Genomic DNA, 25968 nt, shown 5'->3' with positions numbered 1-25968 from the left:
CATGTCCGAGATCCGCGTTCCCACTCTGGGTGAATCCGTTACCGAGGCCACCGTCGCCACATGGTTCAAGAAACCCGGCGATACAGTCGCCGTTGATGAAATGCTGTGTGAGCTGGAAACCGACAAAGTCACCGTCGAAGTTCCTTCGCCAGTCGCAGGCACCCTGACCGAAATCGTCGCCGCCGAGGGGGAAACCGTTGGCGTTGATGCACTTCTGGCGCAAGTCAGTGAAGGCGACGCCGGCTCCGACGCAGCCCCCAAAGCCAAAGAGGCCGCGCAGGACGACAAAGCCACTTCTGCCGGGGCGCGCACCGCTGATGCACCAGAGAAAAAAGCGGGGGCCCTTGTCGACATCATGGTGCCGACCTTGGGCGAAAGCGTGACCGAGGCCACTGTATCCACTTGGTTCAAACAACCCGGTGAGGCGGTGCAGGCCGATGAAATGCTGTGTGAGCTGGAAACCGACAAAGTGTCGGTGGAGGTCCCAGCCCCTGCCGCTGGCACCCTGCAGGAAATCATCGCCAGCGAAGGCGACACGGTTGCCGCAGGCGGCAAGCTTGCCACTATGACCTCTGGCGGGGGCTGCTGCGGCCACTGCCCCGCAGTCTGACGCGCCCGTCCCTGCCTCGACCCCGGTGTCAAAGGACATCGAAAATGCACCGTCGGCCAACAAGATCATGGCCGAGAAGGGCGTTGACCCGGCTTCCGTCACTGGCACCGGTCGTGATGGGCGCATCATGAAAGAAGATGCGCTGAAAGCTGCAACCGCGCCAGCCCCTGCCCCTGCAGCGCAAGCCCCTCGCGCGCCTGTATCTGCGGATGACGCGTCGCGCGAAGAACGGGTGAAGATGACCCGCCTGCGCCAAACCATCGCGCGCCGCCTGAAAGACAGCCAGAACACCGCCGCCATGCTGACCACCTATAACGAGGTCGACATGGGCGCCGTCATGGACCTGCGCAACGAATACAAAGAGCTGTTCCTAAAGAAACACGGCGTCAAGCTGGGCTTCATGTCTTTCTTCACCAAGGCCTGCTGCCATGCCCTGAAAGAAGTGCCCGAGGTCAATGCCGAGATTGACGGCACCGACATCGTCTACAAGAACTACGTCCATATGGGTATCGCCGCAGGCACACCAACGGGCCTTGTGGTGCCAGTGATCCGCGACGCGGATTCAATGTCCTTCGCGGCTATCGAAAAAGCCATCGCCGAAAAGGGCGCCCGAGCGCGGGACGGCAAACTGTCCATGGCCGAGATGCAGGGCGGCAGCTTTACCATCTCCAACGGCGGCGTCTACGGCTCGCTGATGAGTTCCCCCATTCTGAACCCGCCCCAGTCCGGCATCCTCGGCATGCACAAAATCCAGGACCGCCCGATGGCCATCGGCGGCCAGGTGATGATCCGCCCGATGATGTATCTGGCTTTGAGCTACGACCACCGGATTGTGGACGGCAAAGGCGCGGTGACGTTCCTGGTGCGGGTTAAGGAAGCGTTGGAAGATCCACGGCGGCTGTTGATGGATTTGTGAGGCCAGTTAGTCACCGATGAAAAACCGCATGTATTTCGGGCTTTTTGGCTTCTTACTGGGAGCTTATCTTGGGGCATCGACAGGAATTGCCTCAGGCGGCAGCGCAAGAAATGGGTGGCTGGTTTTTGGATGTCTTGGGGCAATAGTATTTTTCTTCATGACTTTTGCTTTCAGCGGGTCGGGTGACAAAGACGTAACGTCAGAACCTCATTTAGCTGAGCCGGTTGGAGGAACTCCTAAACCCCAAACCTTTTCCAATTTGGACGAAATGGCGCGGGCGTTGGATGGGTATCTATCAAAATTTGAGGGGATCGATCGGGAAGTCGCCCTCTATCAATTTGTGTTCAACAATCAACTGGCAATGAAAAGCTTTAGTTATGAAGAGATTATTGAGAAACTTCGTAGTCCCGTGTCAATTTCAGAACTGGAGAAGTCTATTTTGCTAGCTGATCGTATTACGCGTCAATGACCACCCGCATCCCCCTTTCGACCTGGCTCTACCGGATCATCATCGTTTTACTGATCGCGGCGGCCGTCAAGGGCGGGCAATTTATATGGGAGCAGACCGCGTTGCTTTCCGACCAAACCAACGCCGCTATCCTATGGACCGCCCGTTTCACCACTATGTCCGAGCCTATAACGCTCGCTGTGTGCGCGGTCGCGATGCTTGTGCGGTCGGGCGCAGTAGTCTGGCTTCTGACGTTACAACTCTTCTCATCGGCTGTCCCGCTGCTGATCACAAGTTGGGCAGACACAGCCGTTTTCACAATGATCCTCATCACCCTGCTTGCCCTCATCGTCATTGGCGTCATAGTCTTCACTTACCTTATCCGAAAAGGGGAGCTTCGACGCCCATGATCCGCCTCCTCAAACTTGCCGCGCTCCTGCTGCTTATCGCCTTTGGCACCGCAGCCTATACGCAAGTCATGCAACATGTTGCCGCTGGCCCGCCGCCGCCCTTGGCCCCTGTTGCACAACAAGCTGACGCTATCTTCGTGGACAAAAGCGATCGGCGGTTGGACCTGCTCAAAAATGGTAAGGTGATCCGCACTTACAAAGTTTCCATGGGCCGCAACGCTTTGGGCCACAAGACGCAGGAAGGTGATCATCGCACCCCGGTCGGCACGTATACAATCGACTGGCGCAACCCTAATTCAATCGCGCATCTCAGCCTGCATATTTCATACCCCAACGCACAGGATATTGCTGCCGCACAAGCCAAAGGCGTCTCGCCCGGCGGCGACATCATGATCCACGGCATCCTCAATGGCTGGGGTTTCGTTGGCCCCTTGCAACGCCTTGTGAACTGGACCCAGGGCTGTATTGCCGTGACAGATGCCGAAATGCGCGAAATCTGGTCGCTGGTTCCAGATGGCACACCGATTACCATTCAGGATTGATCCCACATGACCCCAGAACTCTATGTCCTTACCCTTGCGGGTCTGTTGCAGGCGGTGCAATTCATGCTCATGGCAATCCCTGCAAACCTTCAGCTTGGCGCATCAAAGACCGCTGGGCCCCGCGACACGCCGCTAGAGTTGACGGGGGCAGCAGCCCGCCTGAAACGCGCCATGGACAACCATTTCGAAGCGTTGATCCTGTTCACCATGGCCGTGGTCGTTGTGACCTATAGCGACCAGACAAGCTGGGTCACGGCCACCTGCGCGCATCTCTATCTGATCGCGCGCATTCTCTATGTGCCCGCCTATGTCAGCGGCATCCCCTATCTGCGTTCCGCGATTTGGATGGTTGGGTTTGCCGCGACAATAACTATGTTCATCGCAGCTTTGGTGTGACGACAGTCTTACAAAAGTCCTATAAAAGTCCGACACAATTCCGATGCTCAAATTTCCCTTAAGGAGACCCCAATGTCCAACTATGACGTCATCGTAATCGGCTCTGGCCCCGGCGGCTATGTCTGCGCTATTCGCTGTGCACAGCTTGGACTCAAGACCGCATGTGTCGAAGGGCGTGAGACCTTGGGCGGGACATGTTTGAACATCGGGTGCATCCCCTCCAAGGCGTTGCTCCATGCCAGCCATCAGTTGCACGAGGCCGAGCATAATTTTGCGAAGATGGGCCTGAAAGGCAAAGCGCCGTCTGTCGATTGGAAACAGATGTTGACCTACAAAGATGAGGTGATCGCGCAAAATACCTCGGGCATCGAATTCCTGTTCAAAAAGAACAAAATTGATTGGATCAAAGGTTGGGCCTCGGTCCCGGAAACGGGCAAGGTCAAGGTTGGCGATGATATCCACGAGGCCAAACATATCGTCATCGCCAGCGGGTCTGAGCCGTCCTCTCTGCCGGGGATCGAGATCGATGAGAAGGTCATCGTGACCTCTACCGGCGCGCTGGAATTGCCGAAAGTGCCAAAGAAGCTGGTGGTGATTGGTGCAGGCGTCATCGGGCTGGAACTCGGCTCGGTCTATGCCCGCCTGGGCGCAGAGGTGCAGGTGATCGAATTCCTCGACGCCATCACCCCTGGCATGGATGCCGAAGTGCAGCGCCAATTCCAGAGGTTGCTGACCAAACAGGGACTTAGCTTCACCCTTGGCGCCGCCGTGCAAAGCGCACAGAAGAAGGGTGCCAAGGCAAAGGTGGTCTATAAACTGCGTAAAGATGACAGCGAACACACTGTTGATGCAGATGTGGTTCTGGTCGCCACAGGCCGCAAACCGTTCACCGACGGGTTGGGCCTTGATGCGCTTGGCGTCGAGATGTCCGAACGCGGTCAAGTCAAAACCGACGCGCATTGGGCCACGAATGTCAAAGGTATTTATGCCATTGGCGACGCTATCACCGGCCCCATGCTGGCCCATAAGGCCGAGGATGAGGGCATGGCCGTGGCCGAAGTCATTGCGGGCCAAAAAGGTCATGTGAATTACGACGTCATCCCCGGCGTGATCTATACCCACCCCGAGGTCGCCAATGTCGGCCTCACCGAAGAACAGCTGAAACAGGCAGGCCGCAACTACAAGGTCGGCAAGTTTTCCTTCATGGGCAACGGTCGCGCAAAGGCCAATTTCGCCGCTGATGGCTTTGTCAAAATCCTTGCGGATAAGGATACTGACCGCATCCTTGGGGCGCATATCATCGGACCAATGGCAGGTGATCTGATCCACGAGATTTGCGTCGCAATGGAATTCGGTGCAGCCGCCGAAGATCTGGCGCGCACTTGTCATGCGCATCCGACCTATTCAGAGGCCGTGCGTGAAGCTGCGCTGGCCTGCGGAGACGGCCCAATTCATTCTTAAACCCTGAATTCGCCCAGATTTCGCCTTTCTGACGCCAAGTCCCGCCTGTTTGTTCACACGAGGGGACATGACGTCTAACAAAGGGGAGATCCGGGCGTGAGAGCGGCAGGTTTTGCCATAGCTTTAAGCGTTATCGCCATGTTGGCGAACCCGGCACATGCTTTGGTGCGTGTCGGTCAGGAAAGCATGTCCTTTGTTACCGAGACCAAAAACCTCAACAAAATGCAGCTATGCCATCTGTATCAGCAAAGCTCTGCGTTTGGGTTGGGTATATGGATGACATCCAAAACTTACACATTATCGAATGGTTGTGACAGTAGCACATATCTTGAAGTAACATCTGACAAACTGGCTGCAGCCAAGCTGGCCGGGTGGATTCCGCAAGACATACCGGACAAGCCACAGTTTACTGTCCTACAAACGATAAAAGGCCACCTTGGGTTAATTCTGGCAATTCTGGCTGGAATAGTTCTGCTGCAACGCCTCACAGCCTCCAAATCCAAAGAAAAGATGAGCCAGAGTGTTTTCCGAAAAGATACACCAATCGAAGAACGCATCGGGTGGGTCATATGTCAGGCAGTCAACGACGGGGGGAACTGATCCCGGACCACGTAGAAACCGTGCGGCAGGCCTATCGGCAAATGACGCTTGAATACCTGCGAACTGAAGACGCCGTTCATATGATGGTACAAAACGATGGTGTGCCTACCAAACGCCAGTTTCGCATGCTGGCCAAAGGTTTGAGCAGGGAAGAACGTGAAAATATCATGCTGTCAGCCTTCCTGATCCTCGGTAACAGCGGCAATTATTCCCGTCGGGAAGAGATATTCTTGCGCAACCTCGCCCAAAGCATGAGCCTGAGCACCGATGAGGTCTACGATCTTGCGCAATCTACTGAAATGCCAAGCAGCAATTGGGCCCCGACCTGAGCCTTGCCGAACTGATCTTTACTGGGCTAGCATCCGCAAACCTTGCGTCACATCCGCCCGCACGGCCACACGCAACCCCGGTTCATCCCCGGCTTTCAAGGCCGCAAGAATAAGCCTGTGATGCTGCGGCGGCTCTGTTCGGCGCAAGCGACCATAGAGACTGCGCATAGTCGGCCCCATCTGCAACCAGACTGTCTCGGCCATCGCCAGCATTGCCGGGGCCTGTGCCCGCAAATAAAGGGTCCGGTGAAATTCCAGATTACTGCGAATATAGCCAACGGCATCCTGTTTTACGATCATTTGCGCTATGGTACCGTTTATCGTCTGAAGCCGCTCAATCAGCGCCAGATGCGCCCGTGGCAAGGCCCGCGCGGACAGCTCGGGCTCAAGAAGAGCGCGTAAGGCCGCAAGTTCTTCAATCCGGTCATTTGACAACTCGGGCGTAGAAACGCGCCCTGAAGATGACAAAGACAACGCCCCCTCGGCCACAAGACGCCGCACAGCTTCCCGCGCGGGGGTCATTGAGACGCCGAACTCTTTGCCAATACCGCGCAAGGTCATGGCAGCACCTGGCAAGACCTCGCCATGCATGATCTGACTGCGCAAGCGGCGATACACCGTTTCATGGGCCGAGCCAGCGGAAACGCTGCTTGCTGCCTCAGAGGGTCTGGATTGGATCAACATGGGCTTAATGTGATCATGCGTAAACAGAAGGTCAACAGGCCTTAGAACTGATAGCGATGCAGTTCTGCCCCATGATCGCGCAACCATTTCCGCGGCGCACGATAGCTCGGCAACAAGCGCTCCACCCCGGCCCAGTAACGGGCGGAATGATTCATTTCAACCAGATGCGCCACCTCATGGGCTGCCACGTAATCCAGCACATCCGGCGGCGCAAGGATCAGCCGCCAAGAATACATCAGATTGCCATCGGACGAACAGGACCCCCAGCGCGACCGCGTATCGCGTAAGGTAATCCGCCCGAAATCCCGCCCCAGCGCCTGAGCATAGCGCATTGATGCCTCTGCCAGCCGGTCCCGCGCCAGCGTTTTCAGAAAAGCCCGCACTCGTGCGGGCGCCTTCTCGGCCCCGAATGGCACCTCAAGGCGGCCCTCAAGCAATTGCACGCTGCGTCTGTCCGCTTCCACGATCCTGCGCAAACGCCCTTCAACCGGGATCACCTCCCCCAGCTTAACATCCACAAACCCCGGTTGATTTTGCAAATGTTTGCGAATCCAAGCCTCCTTTTCTGACAAAAACGCCTGCGCTTCCGAGATATGAACGCGTTTCGGCAGGGTCAGCGACACTTTCCCATCAAACCCGGATACACGCAGCGACAGCCTGCGCGCCCGAGGCGAGGTTTTGACCGTCACATCAATCGCCGGATTACCCAGTTTAAGGATTTGCGCCATGAACCCTGCCATCCTTCTCTACCCTTGCAAAACCAAGCCTAAACCCCTAGGTGCGGCCTTGAAAGCGTGCAAATGAACGCGTTCTGCAGGAAAGCCTTTGACACGCACGGATGTGTATGGCAACTGGCGCAAACCCTGCGCTCAGACCGAATTGTGAGAGGACGACCATGCCCAAAGATGAATGGGGCGTAAAACGGATATGCCCAAGCTGCTCGACCCGTTTTTATGACCTTAAGAACGACCCTATGACCTGCCCATCTTGCGCCCATGAGTTCACGCTCGAAAGCCTGACTGGCAACAAATCCCGGACAATGCGTGCGGACAAACCCGACGCGCAGAACAAGGAAAATGATGCTGTCGAGGATACAGATGTGGTTCTGGACGATGACGAAGAAGATGCAGATGTAAGTATCAGTGACGATCTTCTGGAAGAGGATGAGGATGACGACACAGTCAGCCTTGACGATATCGCAGACGTTGCCAAAGACGATAATGACGATTGATAGCTATCAGCGTTTGCGATCATGTTTTTCCACTTGATCTGATCGCATACGCCACATAGATAGCAAAGCGCAGTGTGAAAACACTGCAACGGGGCCTTAGCTCAGCTGGGAGAGCGCCTGCATGGCATGCAGGAGGTCAGCGGTTCGATCCCGCTAGGCTCCACCATACCGCGCTTGTCACAGACCGCATAATGTGACCCTTTTGGCCAGAACTTTGACCCTCTTTGCAAGACAGATTAATTTTTCCCGGCACAGCAGAGACTGCCGCCACCGTGGCAAACCCGTTCGTTCATGAAGCACGTCGCGAAGCTTTCAAAATATCCCATACGAATGGGATCAAGCGGTCGGTGCGAAGGACATAACGTAAGCGCCATAGTTATCTGCATTCATCCGCGCGAGGTCTGGTCTGCGCCGGGCTAACCGTTTTATCCGTCTTATCCCGTAAACTTCATCATTTTCGTCTGCGCCGGTGACCGGGTCCTGCGTCAGTTTAGCGACCCCAGCCAGATGAGCGACCTCATGAATGATCGTAACGCGCCGTGCTTCGTGCCATCTGCGTCTTCGACTTTTCAGTTTGGGCAACCGGAACCATCTAGGGCACAGCGCGATCTTGTGGGGGCGCGGTTCTGCCTTGTTGCGCAGGGGGGCCACCGGGTCGACTGCAAGCGTGCGAAAGGCCAAGCCCAGCGTCCCCTGCTCGGCACAGCACATGTGCAGCTTATCAATCTTGGGATCCTCGCTTTTCATCTTGTTCAGCGCGACATTCCCACCTTTGCCCGCAGCTCTGATCCAGCGCTGGACGGGATGTAAGCTTTTGGACTTCAGGCGGGCTTTGTTCTTTAGCGCACGACAAGCTTTCCGGCCCGGTGGGCTACACTCAAAGGACTCAATGGTCAGAACATTCATACGATCCTGTGTCACCGTCCGACCAGAAATGCGTGCACCGCGAAATATGTCAAAGATCCGGTCAATGAACCGCTTGACCAGCCTGAATGGCGCTGTGGGATCACCGCCGTCGTAAGGGCCAAACCAGATAATTTCAGGGCCAGAGTTCCAGGCGATGCGGCGCTCTGCCTCGGGCATCGCGGCAAGGGCTTTCATGCGTTTGCGAGCCTTCACACTCGCCTTTCCCGACAGCCTTGCCAGTTGTTTGACATCATCTTTTGTATTGGGCGAATAGACAATTGAGAGAACAGTTTTCTTTCTTTTTCCCGGTGTCTTGGGTCGCTTTGGCTGGGGCGGTCGGCGTGGACCTGCGAAAAGCGATATATCAACCCGACGGTTTAAAGCGCGGTTTGCACGCGCGGTTCTGTCTGTCCTTTCGATCATGTTCGGCACAACTTGCTGCTTGTTCCCACGCGATCCAACAAACAGCGCAACCGCAATGCCCTTTCGAGGCTTGCAAGTATTTGTTTTTGGTCCTACGTGGAACTGATTTTCATCAAGTATCGCTGAGGTCAGACCTCGATCTGCCAGTTGGCGCGACAGCTCCTGCGCGACGCTATACGCGCGTGCCATCGCGCGTTGGAAATAAAGCTCCGTTGGAATGTTGCGCCAAGTGGCCGAATGACCAACCAGCTTGACGCATCGGATAGGGGTCGGGCCAGAATGCGCCTCGGCAATCCTGCGCGAAATCGTGGTGATCATCTCATAATGGGCGGGCTGCAATTCCGTCTCGAACGATTTGAATGCACTTAGTCGGTAGTGAGGGCCGTCTTTGTTTGGGGTGGTCTCATGATCCGGATGGAGGCCCCTGTCCAAAAGGTTCATGGAATATGACATCGCTGTCCTCTTTTCTGAGCCTCCGACACCTGCGCCCAATGTCCCACAAAAGCGGTGTCCCCGACAATCGCTCGGATGAGGTAGAGTTTTGGATTGGCCCCTGATCGAAAGGGGCTGCGCAGGTTGTATGCGGGAAAGCCAGAATTCGGCGATACGTCTTCGGATATCAGAATGGTGCCGCTGAGAGGCACCGCTCAACATTTCCATAGTAGAACATAGAGAAACTAAATATATGTTCTGTATCAGCTATTTGGAAATCACGCTCTACATTGAAAATCATAGCTGAACATACTTTCGCTATTTGAAAGGTGGGCTATAAAAGGTGGGCTGGTGATCTATAACACGCTCAATCAGATGAAAGCCAAAAACCTTGCGGCGGGCAAGTATGCCGACGGACAAGGCCTCTGGTTGATCAAACGTAGCAAGAATGCGGGCAAATGGATACAACGCCTGTATACTGACAGCAAACGCCGGGAAATGGATCTGGGGCGGTGGCCAGACGTCTCTATCTCGGAAGCGCGTGAAAAAGCTGCGCAGGCCCGCAAAGCGCTTCGAGATGGTGTTGACCCTATTCAGGCTAAACACAGCGCCAAGCAACGTATGCATCGCCTCAACGTCGCCGACGCGATTGATAGCTGTTTCAAGGCACGACAAGCGGAGCTTAGGAGCACCGCGATGCCCCGGTTGCGATGAAGCCCCGAGGAGATGAAAGCGTAGCATTGAAGAATTAAGCTGAATAGTGTTTTTGCAAAGGCGGGCCAAACGGGGGTCTGAAAATATAGTGTATTAAAATTATCTATAAAAACAATATATTATGATGTTTTATGGTGCCGCTGAGAGGACTCGAACCTCTGACCCACGCATTACGAATGCGTTGCTCTACCAGCTGAGCTACAGCGGCGGCGGCTTGCTGTTTAGCGGTAAGGTCTAGTTCACGCAAGCGTTTTGCGGTGGGCGTGACGTCTAGATTTCGCCGTATTTTTAGCGGATAATGCGCGACATCACGGTATTGAAAGCTTTGCCACTGCATCATGATATATGCGATTTTTCATAAGATTCAGCTTTTCATTTTTGCGTTCAGCCTTGGTGTGTCAGGCGTTGTCAGTGCCGGGATATATGCGGGCCGTATTGATCGCACTGTTCTACAACAGAAATACGCAGAATTCACGCTGAGCTATATCAGAGAGAACCCGCAGAATATTCGTGAGGTGCTGCAAGCATTGCTCAGGGCAACCGATACGTTGGAACAACAGGGCAACACCACAGAAACCCCAAGCGACGCTCCAAGGTCCGGCAGTCTTGAGGCTTTGCGCCGGCGTCAGTTGCAAAACCCGTAGCCTTACTCTGCGATGATATGGGACATTCGTTTTTCGTATTCGTGGTTGCCATGAAAATAGGCAGGCAAACGGGTAGTGGGCGCACGTAAAGTGGGAGAGAATAAATGAACGATCATGTTTGGGTGAGCAAAGCAAGTTCCGATACACAAAATGAATTAGGGTTCGGGTGGCCGGATGGGAAGTTCGATCTTGATGATGAAGTGAAGGTAATTAATGCTCTAATTTCGGATGCTCAAAAGGGTCTTCCACTACCAGCGGGTCGTTTTCCGGCTTTGTTGGAAACGCGCGTCGACATGGGGCGTGAGAAAGAAGAAGCACATGGCCGAAAGCTGCCAAAGCGCTTGCCCCATTATGTAAGGTGGACCTGTCCGGTAATTTCCAAAGATGTGGCCGAGGTTCTTCAGCGCTATGATTTAGGATCAACAAATCTCTACCCGGTTGAGATGTTCCGCCGCGATAGAGAAACAACCTATGATCAGGAGTTCCTGATACTCAATTTGGGTGCATCTAAACCAACGGTGGTTGTGGATCAATCAGAAGGGCTAAAAGAGCATCCGTTCCGCCCAGGTTTCTATAAACTCCGTACGATTAATGAAGACTCTATCTCAGTCACACGCACCTCGATGGAGGGGCCAGATGCCTGGATCGATCCTGCGTTACTTGGGGGTGCGTTCTTCGTCAGTGACCAACTCCATCAAGCACTGGCAGATGCAGGGTTAGCTGACCCACTGCGGTTCGTCCGTTGCCGCGTTATCGATTGAAACTCTTTTTAAGGTTATGCAAAGGCCTATTTTCTGCGCGCACGAAAGCCTGCGCAGAAACTGGGGGCGGCCCTACGATTTGGATTGAATGTAATAGGCAAGGCAGGTTTCATATCCTACCGATCACTCATTACCGTGAATAAGGCATTTTGATCTTACTCGGCCTCGGCCATGGCAGTGGGCGGTGTTTTCGCGCCAGTCATGAAGGCCACGGCATCTGACATCGTATAATCCTTCGGATCAATAACACACAGCCGTTTGCCAAGACGATGCACGTGAATGCGGTCTGCCACTTCGAACACATGGGGCATGTTATGGCTGATCAGAACAATAGGTATCCCGCGGGACCGCACATCGAGGATCAGTTCCAGCACACGGCGCGATTCTTTGACGCCAAGGGCCGCCGTCGGCTCATCCAGAATGATCACTTTTGACCCAAACGCAGCAGCACGAGCCACAGCAACGCCCTGCCTTTGACCACCTGACAGGGTTTCGACCGCCTGATTGATGTTTTGAATTGTCATCAGCCCAAGCTCACTCAGCTTATCGCGGGCAAATTTTTCCATCTTTGGACGGTCGAGCTGACGTAACCATTTGCCCATAAGCCCCGGTTTGCGCAATTCGCGTCCCATGAACATATTATCCGCGATGGACAGCGCAGGGGACATGGCAAGGGTCTGATAAACCGTCTCGATCCCTTCCTTGCGGGCATCAGTCGGGGAGGTGAAGTTGACCTTGCGCCCCTCCAGCGTCACCTCGCCCTCATCCGGGATGACAGCCCCTGACAGGACCTTGATCAGAACGGATTTGCCAGCACCATTATCCCCGATCACAGCAAGGATTTCGCCGGGATAGAGATCAAAGTCGCATTTATCCAACGCGGTGACTTTACCATAGCGTTTCACAAGCCCGCGCGCTTTGAGGATCGGCTCCACCATCAGGCTGACACCTCTCTGATCCACTGGTCCACCGCGACAGCGCCAATAATCAGCGCGCCGATCAGCAGGAAGGTCCATTGCGCGTCCGCCCCGGCCAGCCGCAGCCCAAGGGTAAAGACCCCGACAATAAGCGCACCAAACAGGGCACCAAGGATCGAGCCTCGCCCCCAAACAGAGATATGCCGCCAATCACAACAGCTGTGATGGACTCAATATTGGCCAATTGACCCGATGTCGGTGAAACAGATCCGATCCGCCCAATCAGCGCCCAGCCTGCAAAACCGCAGATCAAGCCAGACAGAGCGTAGACTGAAATCAGCACGCCTTTGACATTCACGCCTGACAATTGTGCAGCCTCCGGGTCATCACCCACCGCATAGACATGCCTGCCCCAAGCCGTTTGTCTAAGCGCATAGGCCAGCACGAGAATAAGTAAAACCATGAAGATCACGCCAACCGTGAAAACCGCACCGCCTACGTTATACTTGGTTGCAAAAAACTGGAGAAGCGGGGCATTCGCCTCAATCTCTTGGGCACGAATGGTCTCGTTCGCGGAATACAGAAAATTTGTTGCCAGAACGATCTGCCACATACCCAAGGTTACGATAAATGGCGGCAGCCTCATGACAGCAACCAGCCAGCCGTTGATGAAACCGCACCCCATACCCGTCAGCAAACCCAGAATGATCGACAGCTCAACCGGCAATCCATAGCGGAATGTGAATTGCCCCATGATAACGGAAGAGAAGACCATGATAGCGCCGACAGATAGATCAATCCCGGCCGTCAGGATCACAAGGCTTTGCGCCGCTGCGGCAATACCAACGATCTGGACCTGTTGCAGGATCAATGTCAGAGCAAAAGCAGAAAGAATTTAGACCCCAGCAAGAGGCCGAAACCGATAATCGAGCTGACCAGCACGAATAATGTGAATCAGCTCAGGGTTCACATGCAATGCATCCTGAATTCTTGCCAGTGCGCCCTTCTTTGTATCAGTAAACTCTGCAACGGTTTCGTCGCGATTAGCCTGCACAACGGCTTCAAAATCATCGGTCTCGCCCGACATCATGTTCCCCTTTTCATGACCGTTGGCAGGTTCGCCCTACGCTTGATCAAGGGGCAAGCCAACGCCTGCCCCTCTTCTATCATGATTTATGCGTTTGATCGAAGATCAACCCCAGCAGAGCTTGGTGCCTTCTTCAACCGAAATGCTTTCAACACCTTCAGCCGGCTGATCCGTGACAAGGGCAACGCCGGTGTCAAAGAAATCCTTTCCGGGGGTGTTGTCCGGCAAGGTGCCATCGGCTGCAAAAGCTGCAATCGCTTCGATACCTTTCGAGGCCATCAGCAGCGGGTATTGCTGCGAAGTCGCACCGATCACGCCATCCGCGACGTTTTGCACACCGGGGCAGCCACCATCGACAGAAACGATCAAAACGTCCCCTTCCCGTCCAATGGCCTTAAGCGCCTCATAAGCGCCCGCCGCAGCCGGCTCGTTAATAGTGTAAACGACATTGACTTCAGGATCGACGGCCAGCAGGTTCTCCATCGCCTTGCGGCCACCTTCTTCATTACCGGCTGTCACGTCATTGCCTATGATGCGTGCATCATCCTCGTCACCCCATTTGTTGGGATCACCAAGTTCAATTCCAAACCCCTGTAGGAAGCCCTGATCGCGCAGCACACCCACTGTGGGCTGACTGACAGCGAGGTCAAGCATCGCAATTTTTGCATCTGCGGCTGCATCGCCCAGCGATGCCGCAGCCCATTTGCCAATCAGTTCACCCGCAAGGAAGTTGTCAGTTGCAAAGGTAGCATCTGCCGCGTCAATCGGGTCAAGCGGCGTATCAAGCGCGATGACCAACAACCCCGCATCGCGGGCTTGTTTGACGGCACCAACAATGGATGACGTGTCAGAGGCCGTCAGCAAAATACCGGAAGCCCCATCCGCAATACAGGTTTCAATCGCAGCAACCTGCGTTTCATGGTCCCCATCGACCTTCCCGGCATATGACTTCAAACTGATCCCAGCGGCATCAGCCGCAGCCTTGGCGCCTTCACGCATTTTTACAAAAAATGGATTGGTGTCAGTTTTTGTGATCAAGCATGCAGAAGTACCGTGCCCGTCGGCAAAGGACGCACCGGCGGATGCAATGAACGCAAGCGCTGTTCCTGTCAGCAGTTTTTTCATGAATTCCTCCCAGAATCTTGTGGCCAGAGCGCTTGCTCCGGCAAGTGAAACAGCCAGTTTTCAGCCGCAACGTCCATCCAAGAAACGCGATTCGAGCACACCTGTCAATTAATTAGTTAACTTTCTTTATTAATCGAAATGATATATTTCATGTCCCGGAGGAGCCGTCTATGGTCGCCGGAATGGAAGATGCAGTCGTCAGATCGTTCAGCACCGGGCTGAGCCAGAAAGGTGTGCGCAACCACAATGAACGCCTGCTGCTTTCGTTGGTGCAAAGACATGCTGAATTGTCTGGCAGCGATCTTGCGCGGCTAACTGGTTTGTCACCGCCGACGATCTCGGCCATCTTGCGACGCCTCGAAAAAGACGGGCTTCTGGAACGCGGGATACCTACGCGCGGCAAGGTCGGCAAACCCTCCATTCCGATGCGTCTGTCCCCCAATGGCGTGTTTTCCTTTGGCCTCAAGATCGGGCGCAGATCTGCGGACCTGTTGCTGATGGATTTCACAGGTGTAATCCGGCATGAACGGCAGATCACCTATGCCTACCCTGTGCCGCAAGAGGTGTTTGCCTTCCTTGCACAAGGGGTCAACGAAATCGCAAGCGCGCTCTCGGCGCAAGATGTGGCGCGCATCTGCGGTATCGGTATCGCAGCCCCGTTCGAGATGTGGAATTGGCACAACCTGATCGGGGCTTCCTCAAAAACCTTCATGTCGTGGAAAGACGTCAACTTCCATGCCGAGATCGGGCGCTTCACGGACCTGCCGCTCTCGATCATGAATGATGCGACCGCCGCCTGTCAGGCTGAACATATCTACGGTCGCGGCAAGGAATTCCGCGACTACGCCTATTTCTTTGTCGGTGCCTTCGTGGGTGGTGGTATTGTGCTGAACCATTCCGTGTTCGAAGGCCGGCAAGGCAATGCCGGCGCGTTGGGCTCCCTGCGCAGTATCGGGCCCCATGGCGAAAGCCGGCAACTGATAGACATGGCCTCGATCCACTTGCTGGAGTCCCGCTTGGAAGAGGTCGATATCGACCCGTCTTTGCTTTGGCAAACCCCACAGGACTGGAGCGAAATCTCGCGCTACGTCGAGCCTTGGCTTGGGCAAACCGCTCAGGAACTCGCAAAGGCGAGCCTTTCCACATGCTCTGTCATCGATTTCGAAGCCGTCCTGATTGATGGTGCTTTTCCAGCGGAAATTCGGACCGAGCTTGTCGAAAGGGTGCGCCGCTATCTGGCCAATCAGGATACAAGGGGGCTGATCCCCCCGCTTATCGAAAACGGGCATATCGGCGGCAATGCCCGCGCCATCGGCGCCGCCTGTGCCCCGGTGTTTTCGCAATTCCTGCTAAACACCAATGCCGGGCTGGCGATAGTTTAAAGGGAGATTCAAGGGCCAATTAGCCAGCACAAATCCAAGCTATCATGGTGTTGAAAAATCGGAAAATCCCACAAAACCAACAAATATAGGCGCCGCTTATGTGCTTTCTTCTTCCAGATGCAGTTTCATTTCGACCAGCACTCTTTGCAGGTTGAGCGTTTCCGACAACATGCGCTTGGCCTCGTTGGCCGTGATAACCCCGTCCTCAATGGACTGGTTATATTCTGACATCAGCACCGCAAATCGCTGCGCCAGAGTCACAACATCCGAATTCACATTGGTGGAATTGCGCCGCACCCCATCATCAAGGCTGAGGGTATTTCCGTTGACCTCGGCCAAAGCCGTGGTGATATGGGGAAAGCTTGCAACCGACTCGAGCGCTGCGACCGCATCGATTGGCATAAAGCGATCCGCATGTTCCACTGCGCCTGAATAATAGCGCCCCAATGTCGCTTTAGATCGGCCAGTGATTTCGCAGGATTTTTCAACGCCGACATCCTTCACCAAAGCTTCCGTATGCTTTTTCAAATAATTATGCGTAACGTTCATTAACCGTCCCTTTTATTTTTCGCACCGTCCACACAGGGGAAAGCATAGCAATCTTTCCCCTAATCCCAATGACATAAAACTCTTACACCATATTTGTCTCAAGAGTCTTGAGGCAATCACCAACCGGTTTCTGTGCTGACGGTTGGTTTCGGGTGGGGGCTTTTGCACATCTCTCCCTCGTCGGGTCGGCACCTGACGAACATAGTGCATCTTCACACATAGCCCCCACCCGCTTGCACGCCGCCAAAGCTGGCGATAGGCAATGGCCATGGCTAAACTCTACTTTCACTATTCGACAATGAATGCAGGTAAATCGACCCTGCTTCTGCAAGCCGCCCATAACTATCACGAGATGGGGATGCAAACCTATCTACTGACCGCCGATTTCGACACCCGTGCAGGCGAAGGGCAGATCGGCTCACGTATCGGTATTGCACAACCGGCTGATGTCTATGGCAAAGACGATAACCTCTTTGATATGATTGCAAATCGCTTGGATAAGGGGCCCATCGCCTGCGTGATGGTGGATGAGGCACAGTGGATGTCACGCGATCAGGTCTGGCAAGTGGCGCGCGCCGTCGATGATATGCATGTCCCCGTAATGTGCTATGGCCTGCGCGTGGATTTCCGTGGTGAACTTTTTCCCGGTTCTGCCACTCTGCTGGCGCTCGCGGACGAAATGCGCGAGGTGCGCACCATCTGCCATTGCGGCAAGAAGGCCACGATGGTTATCCGCAAGGATGAGCAAGGCCGCGCCATGACCGATGGCAATCAAGTGCAGGTTGGCGGGAACGAGACCTATGTATCACTCTGCCGTCGCCATTGGCGCGAGGCCGTGGAAGGCGGGCGCGACAGGTAAGAATGATCTGAACCAATTCAGTTTACACGCCCGATTTTAATGGCACCCCTCACACCGGGTTAGGCAGCGCTTTCCCATCAAAAAACGCATTCAGATTGTCGAGTGCCATGTGACCCATCGCTTCCCGCACCTCCAGGGCTGCTGTGCCAAGATGAGGTAGCAATGTGACATTTTCCATCTGCATCAGCGCCGCTGGCACCTTGGGCTCGAACTCGTACACATCAAGCCCAGCGCCTGCGATCTGCCCGCCCTGCAATGCTTGTATCAAAGCGGCTTCATCAATGACATCGCCACGTGAGATGTTGATCAGCATCGCATGGCGCTGCATCGCAGCCAGAAAGTCCTTACCGATCAGATGGCGGGTCTCTGGCCCACCCGGCGTGGCGATGATCACCACATCGGCCACAGCAGCAACCGAGGCCGCGTCTGGCAATTGCTCCGCCCCCGCCACATCCTTGGTTGATCGGTTATGATACACAATCCGCATCCCAAACCCGTCTCGGCAACGCTTGGCAATTGCCTGCCCGATCCGACCCATACCGATAATGCCCACAGTCTTGCCGCTGATATGCAACCCAAGCATTTGCGTCGGTTGCCAGCCCGTCCAGAGACCGGCACGCAGCATCCGTTCCCCCTCGCCTGCGCGTCGGGCTGTGGACAGCATCAGTGTCATGGCAATATCCGCTGTGGCATCCGTGACAGCGCCCGGCGTATTGGTCACGGCGATCCCGGCACCTTTGGCGGCAGCAACATCAATGTGGTTATACCCCACACCGAAATTGGCAATGATCCGACAATGCGGGTCTGCAGCAGCAATCGCGGGTCCGCTGAACTGATCCCCTAGCGTCGGCAGCACAGCATCATAGGCGTTCAACGCCTCCGTCACCTCGGCCCCGGTCATCGGGTCAGTAGTATCGCGCAGCGTCACATCATAACGCGCATGGGCCGCGTCAAGCACGGTCTCTGGCAAAGCACGGGAAATCAGCAAACGCGTCATCAATACATCCTTCCGCCAATGGGCGCATCCTTGTCCGGGACCAACAGCACGACCTCATCGTCTTGATCTGGAACACCCAAAACAAGTACTTCGGATATGAATTTGCCAATCTGACGTGGTGGAAAGTTCACCACAGCCATAACCTTTTTACCCACCAGCATTTCGGGCTGATAATGCTTGGTGATCTGGGCTGAACTTTTCTTCTCCCCCAAAGCGTCACCAAAATTGACCCAAAGCTTGATCGCTGGCTTACGCGCCTCCGGGTAGGGTTCGGCACGAATAATCTGGCCCACCCGAATGTCAACCGCCAGAAAGTCGTCAAAACTGATCTCGCTCATGGTGCTTTGCCCAATTCGCGACCGCGATCAGCGGCAGCGGCCACAGCTTTTGTCAGCAAGGTCGGGAAGCCTGTGTCTTTGTCCATCAATACCTCTAATGCCGCAGCAGTGGTGCCACCGGGGCTTGTCACATTTACCCGCAATTGCGTGGGCGTTTCGTGTGCAACTGCGGCCAGATGACCTGCCCCGGCCACGGTTGCCTTGGCAAGCTGCATGGCAAGATCAGCGCGCAACCCCTGCGCCTCGCCCGCCGCCGCCAGCGCTTCGATCAGATGAAACACATAAGCCGGACCCGAGCCCGAGACGCCTGTAACTGCGTCAATCTGATCTTCGTTGTCCAATCGCACAACCTGCCCAACCGCGGATAAAAGCGTCTCTGCAAGATCCAGATGATCCGATGTGACGCACCCGTTTCCAACAGTCGCCGTAATACCCCGCCCCACCGCCGCCGGAGTGTTTGGCATGGATCGGATGATAGGGGTGTCAGCCCCCAGAACGTCTTCGAAGTAAGCGATGGAACTGCCCGCAGCGATAGACAAAAACAGCGTACTACCACCGCCCAATTCCGCCAAACGCGGCAAGGCGTCGCCCATCATCTGCGGTTTGACAGCCAGTAAGACAATCGCCGGTTCAGCAGGGATATCCCCATTCAGCCGCACATTTTGCGCCTTCACCCAGTCAGACGGTGCGGGGTCCAGCACCGTCACGGCGTCAGCTGCAACGCCTTGCGACAACCACCCTTCCAGCAAGGCCGATCCCATCTTACCACAGCCCAGCAGCACCAGACCGCGATCATTGATCAGCGATAAATCCATAAAGTTGCGTCCCTTATCTTATTTAGGGGCGCAGACTAAGCGCGGCCATAGGCCTCTGCAATGGCGACTTGCATTGCATCTTTCGGGGTTCGGTCCCCCCAGCATACCAATTGAAACGCGGGGTAAAACCGCTCTGAAGCAGAAACAGCGGCATTCAGCATACCGCCCACCTGATCAGGCCCGGCACCTGCGCCGCCTGCAAGCAGCAGGCCGTAGCGGTAGACCATCAGTTTCTGCGCCTCCCAATACGTGAACGCACCTGCCCAGCACGTATCATTCGCACGGTTCAGTATCTCATAGAGTGCGGGCAGTTTTTCGTCCGGGGGTTCCAGCTCAAAAGTTGCAACCATACGGAGCGTTTCGTCATAGCCCGACCAGGCCAGCGTTATCGAATACGTCCGCCATTGCCCCTCGATCGCCATGGCGATCTGGTCTTCTGCGATACGATCAAAATCCCACTCATGATGTTCTGCGAGCGTTTCCACCAAATCAATCGGGTGTAAATCCTCGGTCTCAAGGTAATGTTCCAGATTAGACATGCTCGGCCCCTTTTTATAAGGTCGTGCCCAGAAGTTTGCCTCCCACCAGACACTGGGTCCACTTCAAAGGATCGCTTTCTGAAATGCCATCCCTACCACATATGGTGTGCCGGATTGAGCGGTCTGTAAAGCTCTAATTTGGGTTTACCCACAACAGATTGTGGTTCAGCATATTTCAGCCGCTATTTTTGTCACTGCATATAGGGCAATCTGCCCTGCGTTTGACCTTGACGATGCGCGTGTCTGCATAAAGCGCATCGTAGATCAGCAGACGGCCTGATAATGTCTCACCTGCGCCGCAGATCCACTTGATCGCCTCCACCGCCATCATCGAGCCCACGACACCAGGCAAAGCCCCCATCACGCCTGCTTCGGCACAACTCGGTGCCAGCTCCGCCGCCGGGGCTTGCGGGAAAACACATTGATAGCAAGGCGCGTCTGCGGCCGGATGATAGAGGCTGATTTGACCTTCCCATTGAGTGATCGCGGCCGAAATCAAAGGCAACCCCAGCGCCACACAGGTCTTGTTGATAAGATAACGTGTGTCGAAATTGTCCGTGCCATCAAGGATCAGGTCATAATCACCTAACAGTTCTGTTGCGATACCTTCGTCCAGACGTCGGTTATAGGGACGCAGGTTAATAAACGGGTTCTGCGCCTTCAGCACTTCAACCGCCGAGAACACCTTGGCCTGCCCGATCCGCCCGTCCGTGTGGATCACCTGTCGTTGCAGGTTGGAATTCTCTACCACATCATCATCGATAATCCCGATTGTCCCAACACCTGCCGCCGCCAGATATTGCAAAGCAGGCGCACCAAGCCCGCCAGCCCCGACCACCAGAACGCGCGCGTTCTTCAAGGCCTTCTGTCCCGGGCCACCAATTTCACGCAAGATGATATGACGGGCGTAGCGGTCAAGCTCTTCGGGTTTGAAGCTGTTGTCCGATGTTACCGACTGCTGTTGTGGCGCAACACGGGCGCGCAGGCGTTGCAGCAATGTGCGGTAAGACAAAACAAGACCAACGACCCCAGCAAGGATCAACCAATTCTTGAGGGACCCGCCCGTGGCCTCCCGCAATGGATTGCCCGCAGGCAGCGTCACCTGAAAAAACAACACGGCCACAAAAAGCACCACCAGAACGCTGATCCGCGCCCTATGGCTGACACCCATAGCCCGCCCCACGAAATAGAGCCCGGCAGCGACAAGAAGAACCAGAAACATCAGCCCTGCCCGGTCGAGCCGAAACCGCCAGCCCCGCGCACTGTATCGGTCAAGGTGCCTGTCAGCTCAAACTGCACCTGCACAACCGGAGCCACCACCATCTGCGCAATACGGTCGCCATGGGCAATACGAAACGGCGCATCACCCAGATTGATCAGGATCACCCCCAAAGGCCCGCGATAATCGCTGTCAATCGTACCGGGGGCATTGGGTAAGGCAATGCCGCTCTTCAAAGCCAGCCCCGAGCGCGGCCTGATTTGCACCTCAAACCCCTGCGGGATTTCCAGATGCAGGCCGGTCGGGATCAAAGCACGCGCGCCTGGCTGTAGAACAACTTCAGCACGATCCGCAAAATTCGCGCGCAGATCAGCCCCCGCAGCTCCGGCGCTTGCATAGACAGGTAGGCCCAGGCTTATGTCAGCCTCGTCTGCCCAGACAAACCGTAATACGGTCGTCATGCCAGCGTATCCGCGATCAGAGCTGCCAAACGCGCTGCAACCTGGTCCTTGCTCAAACGCGGCCATTCCTCGGCCCCGCCCTTGGTGATCAGAGTCACGTGGTTCTCGGTCCCGCCCATGATGCCAGTCTCGGGCCGCACATCGTTGGCTACAATCCAGTCGCAGCCCTTGCGGGCGCGTTTGGCTGTGGCATTCGCCACCACATCATCTGTCTCGGCCGCAAACCCGATTACCAGTTCGGGACGTCCCGTTTTCATCTGCGAGACCGTCGCCAGAATGTCGGGGTTTTCAGAAAATTTCAGTCGCGGCGTACCGTCAGATCCCTTCTTCAACTTTCGATCCGATCTTTCGGCGATGTACCAATCCGCCACTGCGGCGGCAAATATGCCAACCTCTGCCGGTAACGCGTCCTGCACGGCCACCAGCATTTGCTGAGCCGTCTGCACCTGAACGACCTGCACGCCCGCAGGTGGTGCCACATCCGCAGGGCCAGTTACAAATGTCACATCCGCCCCTAACGCCGCCAGTGCGCGCGCAATCGCTGTGCCCTGCGCGCCAGAAGATCGGTTGGCGATATAGCGCACCGGATCAATTGGCTCATGGGTTGGACCAGACGTCACAAGCATATGCCTGCCTTTCAACGGCCCATCTGCGAGCGCCGCCTCAATCGCAGCGACAATCGCCAACGGCTCTGCCATGCGGCCCGGCCCGTATTCGCCGCAAGCCATATCGCCCTCATCCGGGCCGGCGGTCAGAATGCCGTCGCTTTGCAAAACCGCCAAATTCCGCTGCGTTGCCGGATGTTCCCACATCCGTACATTCATCGCAGGGGCTATCAGCACGCGCTTGTCCGTCGCCATCAAAAGCGTCGAGGCCAGATCATTCGCGTGCCCCCTGCCATCTTCGCCATCAAATCCGCCGTGGCCGGGGCCACGACCACCAGATCGGCAGCGCGGGACAGCTCGATATGGCCCATCTCGGCCTCATCAGTCAGATCGAACAGATCACGGTAGACCTTTTCAGCCGCCAGCGCAGAGGTGGAAAGAGGCGTGACAAATTCTTCCGCCGCACGGGTCAGAACCGGCGTCACATGGCCACCCCGTTCCCGGATACGTCGGATCAGATCAAGCGACTTGAAAGCCGCAATACCCCCGCCGATGATCAGAAGTATACGTTTGCCGGCAAGCATGAGACCCCTTTCCCAAACAATATCTTGATGTCTAAGGGCAAAGCCTGTTTTGGGCAATCAGTTGCTGTCAAACGCGGCACAGGGATCACCGCTAGAGCTGCTTATCGCGCCAGTAACAGTCCAAAGATCATAGGGCGGCGCGTCCACATCCCCGACCAGTTGGCCTACTGACAAAACTCGAACATCAGGATCAGCCTTCGCAATATAGCGCGGCATCCCCCAATCCTTGCGGGCATGGCCATTTCCGGTGATCACCACGACTGGCCCGCCGGTGATCGTCAAGGCCTCTAATGCTGTCTGTGCAAAACTGGCATCCCGCAGGCGCTGCGCCTCAACCATACCAGGCAGCATCTCTGGCGGCAGAGCATTGCAATGCGCGTCTGACTGCAACTCTTCACGCCGGATTTTCTCATCCGCAGGCAAAGGCTTCGTCAGGCCAAAATCAGCGGCTCTTTCACCAAATTGCGCAGCTGCCCCGCTGTCAATCGCTGCTTTTATCACATCGCGGTCAACAGCCGCCCCAAACAACCGCGCCTCAGGCGCGGCCGTAAAGATCGGATAGTACAGCCTGAAATTCGGCCATGGGCTGGACGACCAACCCAGCGCAATATCCAGTTGTTCCAGATTGGCCCTGCCCACAGTCTGCGCATTGGCAGCCTGAAATGCATCTAGCATCTCGAAGACCAGCGCTTTTGGTTTGAGCGCAGCAACAGCTCGCGCCTGATTAGCGTGGTGGATCGGATTGTCGTGAAGTTCCCCCAAAATAACAATATCAGCGTCTGGTAAATCACTAAACGCCGAGAGAGGGATTTCCTCGGCGTTCAGTTGGGAGGCAGCACAGAAAACCGCGACACCCATCAGAAAACATACTGCCCTTAAAGAGCCAGAAAATGTCTCACTTCTTTCGATTCCGTTTCCAGCGACTTGCGCATTTTGACAAATGCCGCTGCCTCCAACTGACGCACACGTTCCTTGCTGAGACCCAGTTCATTGCCGAGGCATTCCAGCGTTCGCGGAGCATCGCGCAGTTTGCGTTCGCGCACAATAAATCTTTCCCGTTCATTCAGATTTTGCATCGCCGACAGCAACCATTCGCGCAAAGTGTCCATATCATGGGAATGTTCGACCAATTCTGCAGCCTGCGGACCTTCATCCTCAAGCGCATCAATCCATTCACGCCCTTCGTCTTCAACAGATTGAGTCGCATTCAATGAATAATCCGCCCCGGAAAGACGACCCTCCATCATTTCAACATCATGCAATGGTACACCTACTTCAGTTGAAATCATCTGAAGCAGTTGATGTTTATCAAGTGCCTCACCCCGCGCGGCGGCCTCACGCTCCAGCCGTGCCTGAACACGACGCATATTGAAAAACAGGGATTTTTGCGAAGATGTCGATCCTGTGCGCACCATTGACCAGTTGCGCATCACATAATCCTGAATAGATGCCTTGATCCACCAGACCGCATAAGTTGAGAATCGAACACCGCGATCCGGGTCGAACTTATCGGCCGCTTTCATCAGGCCAAGCCCGGCCTCTTGGATCAGATCATTCATTGGCGCACCATAACGCTTGAACTTTGCGGCCATGGAAATCGCCAATCGCATATAAGCGGTAATCAGGCGGTGCAGTGCGGCTTCATCCCTCTGATCTCGCCACGCATAGGCCAATCTGAGTTCCGTTTCGGCGTCCAAAAGCTCGGCACGCATGGCTGTGCGGGATAGTGACTGTTCAGATCTTACGTCTAATGGCATATGCAAACCCCCGGTCGATTGTTGCTTGGCCTTTTATTGATCTATGTGATTGTTACGCAGCGGAACTTGAATCGGATCAAAGGAAATCTTGGGGTGTCTAAAATTCCTTCTCTGTCTATCGTGATCGGTGGTGCGGCCTCCGGCAAATCAAGTTTTGCGGAGCATCTCGTGATCACTCAAAACACGCCCCGTATTTACATCGCAACGGCGCAGGCTTTCGACGCAGAGATGAGCGATAAAATCGCCCGCCATCAAAGACAGCGGGACGGCGCAGACTGGCAAACCATCGAAGCACCGCTTGATCTGATCGGCGCATTGTCCAAGGCGCCGCCGGAAGCAACAGTATTAATCGATTGCATAACGCTTTGGCTCAGCAACCTGATACTGGCCGAAAGGAATGTAGACACTGAAGCAGACGCATTGCTGACAGCACTTCAGACGAGCCGCTCAAACATCGTCATCGTGACCAATGAGGTCGGCCTTGGCATTGTGCCCGACAACGCCCTCGCCCGCCGGTTCCGCGAGGTGCAGGGGCGGTTGAATATCCGTCTTGCACAGCAAGCTGATCTGGTCGTCAGCGTTACTGCCGGATTGCCGCTAGTGCTCAAAGGTAGTTTGTCCTGATGCGTTTCTATTGGGTCCGCCATGGCCCCACCCACGCCAAAACCATGATCGGTTGGACAGACCTGCCAGCAGACCTTGGCAACACAGCCCAGCTGACCCGCATCAAAGCTCACCTGCCCCATGCACCCATTATATCTTCTGACCTGACGCGGGCGTGCCAGACAGCGCAGGCCCTAACAGGCCAGCGCCCCCACTTGGGCAAAACAGATGCGCTGCGCGAAATTCATTTCGGCGCTTGGGAAAACCTCAGCTTCGATCAGGCCGAGGCACAGGACCCCGCCCATATCCGCGCCTTCTGGGACCAGCCCGGCGATATCGCCGCGCCAGAGGGCGAAAGCTGGAATATGCTGCAGGGTCGCGTCTCGGACTGGGTGGACAGCACTGTTCAGACCCGCCCGTCAGAGGCTATCATCGTTGTTGCGCATATGGGCAGCATTCTCAGCCAGCTTCAACGCGCCCTGGACGTGTCCGCCTATGAGGTTTTTTCTCACAAGATCGACCCGCTCTCTGTGACGGAACTGATCTGGCAAGACGGCGCATGGCATGTGGAACGCATCAATTACCATCCCTGATAGAAAACCGCACAAATCATCATTTCCTCAA

General features: G+C 55.3%; 29 protein-coding genes, 2 tRNA genes and 3 pseudogenes. 17 read left to right on the top strand and 17 right to left on the bottom strand.

The features are described from left to right. The first annotated feature begins 1 nt into the window (after position 1). The 8 genes and pseudogenes from odhB (at position 2) to ACZ1HF_RS18635 (ending at position 5712) form a co-directional block, all read left to right on the top strand. Positions 2–1526 (top strand): annotated as a pseudogene (gene odhB / locus ACZ1HF_RS18670) (2-oxoglutarate dehydrogenase complex dihydrolipoyllysine-residue succinyltransferase). Between the two features lie 28 nt (positions 1527–1554). Beyond that, positions 1555–1995, top strand: coding sequence for a hypothetical protein (locus ACZ1HF_RS18665; protein WP_472658919.1), 441 nt, complete (start codon positions 1555–1557; stop codon positions 1993–1995). Next, on the top strand, positions 1992–2384 hold the full coding sequence (locus ACZ1HF_RS18660) for a hypothetical protein (RefSeq protein WP_472658918.1): 393 nt from the start codon (positions 1992–1994) through the stop codon (positions 2382–2384). The genes ACZ1HF_RS18665 and ACZ1HF_RS18660 overlap by 4 nt, the downstream gene beginning before the upstream one ends. Next, positions 2381–2926 (top strand): L,D-transpeptidase family protein, encoded by a 546-nt coding sequence (locus tag ACZ1HF_RS18655; protein WP_472658917.1) that lies wholly within the window; start codon positions 2381–2383, stop codon positions 2924–2926. The genes ACZ1HF_RS18660 and ACZ1HF_RS18655 overlap by 4 nt, the downstream gene beginning before the upstream one ends. 6 nt (positions 2927–2932) lie before the next feature. After that, positions 2933–3322 (top strand): MAPEG family protein, encoded by a 390-nt coding sequence (locus tag ACZ1HF_RS18650; RefSeq protein WP_472658916.1) that lies wholly within the window; start codon positions 2933–2935, stop codon positions 3320–3322. A gap of 72 nt (positions 3323–3394) precedes the next feature. Beyond that, on the top strand, positions 3395–4783 hold the full coding sequence (gene lpdA / locus ACZ1HF_RS18645; RefSeq protein ID WP_472658915.1) for a dihydrolipoyl dehydrogenase: 1389 nt from the start codon (positions 3395–3397) through the stop codon (positions 4781–4783). 96 nt (positions 4784–4879) lie between these two features. Continuing rightward, positions 4880–5383, top strand: a complete 504-nt coding sequence (locus tag ACZ1HF_RS18640) for a hypothetical protein (RefSeq protein ID WP_472658914.1) — start codon at positions 4880–4882, stop codon at positions 5381–5383. Next, positions 5353–5712: a hypothetical protein gene (locus ACZ1HF_RS18635; protein WP_472658913.1), complete on the top strand. Its 360-nt coding sequence runs from the start codon at positions 5353–5355 to the stop codon at positions 5710–5712. The genes ACZ1HF_RS18640 and ACZ1HF_RS18635 overlap by 31 nt, the downstream gene beginning before the upstream one ends. A gap of 18 nt (positions 5713–5730) precedes the next feature. On the opposite strand, the gene ACZ1HF_RS18630 is transcribed toward ACZ1HF_RS18635, so the two are convergent. Next, the gene (locus ACZ1HF_RS18630) at positions 5731–6396 is read right to left on the bottom strand and encodes a GntR family transcriptional regulator (RefSeq protein WP_472658912.1); all 666 of its coding nucleotides are present in this window, start codon (positions 6394–6396) and stop codon (positions 5731–5733) included. Between the two features lie 41 nt (positions 6397–6437). Beyond that, positions 6438–7124: a M48 family metallopeptidase gene (locus tag ACZ1HF_RS18625; RefSeq protein WP_472658911.1), complete on the bottom strand. Its 687-nt coding sequence runs from the start codon at positions 7122–7124 to the stop codon at positions 6438–6440. A gap of 167 nt (positions 7125–7291) precedes the next feature. Between ACZ1HF_RS18625 and ACZ1HF_RS18620 the strand changes: the two genes are divergently transcribed. Together ACZ1HF_RS18620 and ACZ1HF_RS18615 are read left to right on the top strand one after the other, a co-directional pair. Next, entirely contained in the window at positions 7292–7627 is a 336-nt protein-coding gene (locus ACZ1HF_RS18620) for a TIGR02300 family protein (RefSeq protein ID WP_472658910.1), read from the top strand. Positions 7628–7717: 90 nt separating this feature from the next. Next, a tRNA-Ala gene (locus ACZ1HF_RS18615) sits at positions 7718–7793 on the top strand. 170 nt (positions 7794–7963) lie between these two features. Here ACZ1HF_RS18615 and ACZ1HF_RS18610 read toward each other — a convergent pair. Then, entirely contained in the window at positions 7964–9409 is a 1446-nt protein-coding gene (locus tag ACZ1HF_RS18610; RefSeq protein WP_472658909.1) for a M35 family metallo-endopeptidase, read from the bottom strand. Positions 9410–9739: 330 nt separating this feature from the next. Here ACZ1HF_RS18610 and ACZ1HF_RS18605 point away from each other — a divergent pair, with 330 nt between their 5' ends. Beyond that, complete coding sequence (locus tag ACZ1HF_RS18605) at positions 9740–10102, top strand: Arm DNA-binding domain-containing protein (protein WP_472658908.1); 363 nt, start codon at positions 9740–9742, stop codon at positions 10100–10102. Positions 10103–10234: 132 nt separating this feature from the next. Here ACZ1HF_RS18605 and ACZ1HF_RS18600 read toward each other — a convergent pair. After that, a tRNA-Thr gene (locus ACZ1HF_RS18600) sits at positions 10235–10310 on the bottom strand. A 130-nt stretch (positions 10311–10440) separates the two neighbouring features. Between ACZ1HF_RS18600 and ACZ1HF_RS18595 the strand changes: the two genes are divergently transcribed. After that, positions 10441–10746, top strand: a complete 306-nt coding sequence (locus ACZ1HF_RS18595; protein ID WP_472658907.1) for a hypothetical protein — start codon at positions 10441–10443, stop codon at positions 10744–10746. 104 nt (positions 10747–10850) lie between these two features. Further along, positions 10851–11507: a hypothetical protein gene (locus ACZ1HF_RS18590; protein WP_472658906.1), complete on the top strand. Its 657-nt coding sequence runs from the start codon at positions 10851–10853 to the stop codon at positions 11505–11507. A 155-nt stretch (positions 11508–11662) separates the two neighbouring features. Here ACZ1HF_RS18590 and ACZ1HF_RS18585 read toward each other — a convergent pair whose 3' ends face one another. The 3 genes and pseudogenes from ACZ1HF_RS18585 to ACZ1HF_RS18575 form a co-directional block, all read right to left on the bottom strand. Beyond that, positions 11663–12445, bottom strand: coding sequence for an ATP-binding cassette domain-containing protein (locus tag ACZ1HF_RS18585; protein ID WP_472659089.1), 783 nt, complete (start codon positions 12443–12445; stop codon positions 11663–11665). Then, positions 12445–13511, bottom strand: a pseudogene (locus ACZ1HF_RS18580) (ABC transporter permease). Before ACZ1HF_RS18580 ends, ACZ1HF_RS18585 begins: the two are co-directional and overlap by 1 nt. Before the next feature lie 105 nt (positions 13512–13616). Then, positions 13617–14636, bottom strand: coding sequence for a substrate-binding domain-containing protein (locus tag ACZ1HF_RS18575; protein ID WP_472658905.1), 1020 nt, complete (start codon positions 14634–14636; stop codon positions 13617–13619). A gap of 182 nt (positions 14637–14818) precedes the next feature. On the opposite strand from ACZ1HF_RS18575, the gene ACZ1HF_RS18570 reads away from it, so the two are divergent. Then, positions 14819–16018 (top strand): ROK family transcriptional regulator, encoded by a 1200-nt coding sequence (locus tag ACZ1HF_RS18570; protein ID WP_472659088.1) that lies wholly within the window; start codon positions 14819–14821, stop codon positions 16016–16018. Positions 16019–16114: 96 nt separating this feature from the next. On the opposite strand, the gene ACZ1HF_RS18565 is transcribed toward ACZ1HF_RS18570, so the two are convergent. After that, complete coding sequence (locus tag ACZ1HF_RS18565; protein WP_472658904.1) at positions 16115–16567, bottom strand: phage regulatory CII family protein; 453 nt, start codon at positions 16565–16567, stop codon at positions 16115–16117. Between the two features lie 268 nt (positions 16568–16835). Here ACZ1HF_RS18565 and ACZ1HF_RS18560 point away from each other — a divergent pair, with 268 nt between their 5' ends. Beyond that, positions 16836–17426: a thymidine kinase gene (locus ACZ1HF_RS18560; RefSeq protein WP_472658903.1), complete on the top strand. Its 591-nt coding sequence runs from the start codon at positions 16836–16838 to the stop codon at positions 17424–17426. 49 nt (positions 17427–17475) lie between these two features. On the opposite strand, the gene ACZ1HF_RS18555 is transcribed toward ACZ1HF_RS18560, so the two are convergent. The 9 genes and pseudogenes from ACZ1HF_RS18555 to ACZ1HF_RS18515 form a co-directional block, all read right to left on the bottom strand. After that, the gene (locus ACZ1HF_RS18555; protein WP_472658902.1) at positions 17476–18423 is read right to left on the bottom strand and encodes a 2-hydroxyacid dehydrogenase; all 948 of its coding nucleotides are present in this window, start codon (positions 18421–18423) and stop codon (positions 17476–17478) included. Further along, positions 18423–18761 carry a tRNA-binding protein gene (locus ACZ1HF_RS18550; RefSeq protein ID WP_472658901.1) on the bottom strand — a complete coding sequence of 113 codons (339 nt, stop codon included), beginning with the start codon at positions 18759–18761 and terminating at the stop codon, positions 18423–18425. Before ACZ1HF_RS18550 ends, ACZ1HF_RS18555 begins: the two co-directional genes overlap by 1 nt. Then, complete coding sequence (gene proC, locus ACZ1HF_RS18545) at positions 18758–19576, bottom strand: pyrroline-5-carboxylate reductase (RefSeq protein WP_472658900.1); 819 nt, start codon at positions 19574–19576, stop codon at positions 18758–18760. The genes ACZ1HF_RS18550 and proC overlap by 4 nt, the downstream gene beginning before the upstream one ends. 35 nt (positions 19577–19611) lie before the next feature. Then, on the bottom strand, positions 19612–20115 hold the full coding sequence (locus ACZ1HF_RS18540; protein WP_472658899.1) for a type III secretion system chaperone family protein: 504 nt from the start codon (positions 20113–20115) through the stop codon (positions 19612–19614). Between the two features lie 175 nt (positions 20116–20290). Continuing rightward, the gene (locus tag ACZ1HF_RS18535) at positions 20291–21337 is read right to left on the bottom strand and encodes a HesA/MoeB/ThiF family protein (RefSeq protein WP_472658898.1); all 1047 of its coding nucleotides are present in this window, start codon (positions 21335–21337) and stop codon (positions 20291–20293) included. Continuing rightward, positions 21337–21795 carry a dUTP diphosphatase gene (gene dut, locus ACZ1HF_RS18530; RefSeq protein ID WP_472658897.1) on the bottom strand — a complete coding sequence of 153 codons (459 nt, stop codon included), beginning with the start codon at positions 21793–21795 and terminating at the stop codon, positions 21337–21339. Before dut ends, ACZ1HF_RS18535 begins: the two co-directional genes overlap by 1 nt. Further along, positions 21792–22984, bottom strand: a pseudogene (gene coaBC / locus ACZ1HF_RS18525) (bifunctional phosphopantothenoylcysteine decarboxylase/phosphopantothenate--cysteine ligase CoaBC). The gene dut and the pseudogene coaBC overlap by 4 nt, the downstream one beginning before the upstream one ends. A 57-nt stretch (positions 22985–23041) precedes the next feature. After that, on the bottom strand, positions 23042–23842 hold the full coding sequence (locus ACZ1HF_RS18520; protein ID WP_472658896.1) for a ChaN family lipoprotein: 801 nt from the start codon (positions 23840–23842) through the stop codon (positions 23042–23044). A 17-nt stretch (positions 23843–23859) separates the two neighbouring features. Then, positions 23860–24741 (bottom strand): RNA polymerase factor sigma-32, encoded by an 882-nt coding sequence (locus ACZ1HF_RS18515; protein WP_472658895.1) that lies wholly within the window; start codon positions 24739–24741, stop codon positions 23860–23862. Positions 24742–24834: 93 nt separating this feature from the next. On the opposite strand from ACZ1HF_RS18515, the gene cobU reads away from it, so the two are divergent. Both cobU and ACZ1HF_RS18505 read left to right on the top strand, forming a co-directional pair. Further along, entirely contained in the window at positions 24835–25365 is a 531-nt protein-coding gene (gene cobU / locus ACZ1HF_RS18510) for a bifunctional adenosylcobinamide kinase/adenosylcobinamide-phosphate guanylyltransferase (RefSeq protein WP_472658894.1), read from the top strand. Next, entirely contained in the window at positions 25365–25937 is a 573-nt protein-coding gene (locus tag ACZ1HF_RS18505) for a histidine phosphatase family protein (RefSeq protein ID WP_472658893.1), read from the top strand. The genes cobU and ACZ1HF_RS18505 overlap by 1 nt, the downstream gene beginning before the upstream one ends. Positions 25938–25968 lie beyond the last annotated feature (31 nt).

The organism is Litoreibacter sp. GN1-5 (genome assembly GCF_055693805.1).
The sequence above is the reverse complement of the archived record's forward strand: the minus strand, read 5'-3'. Positions and strand labels throughout refer to the sequence as shown.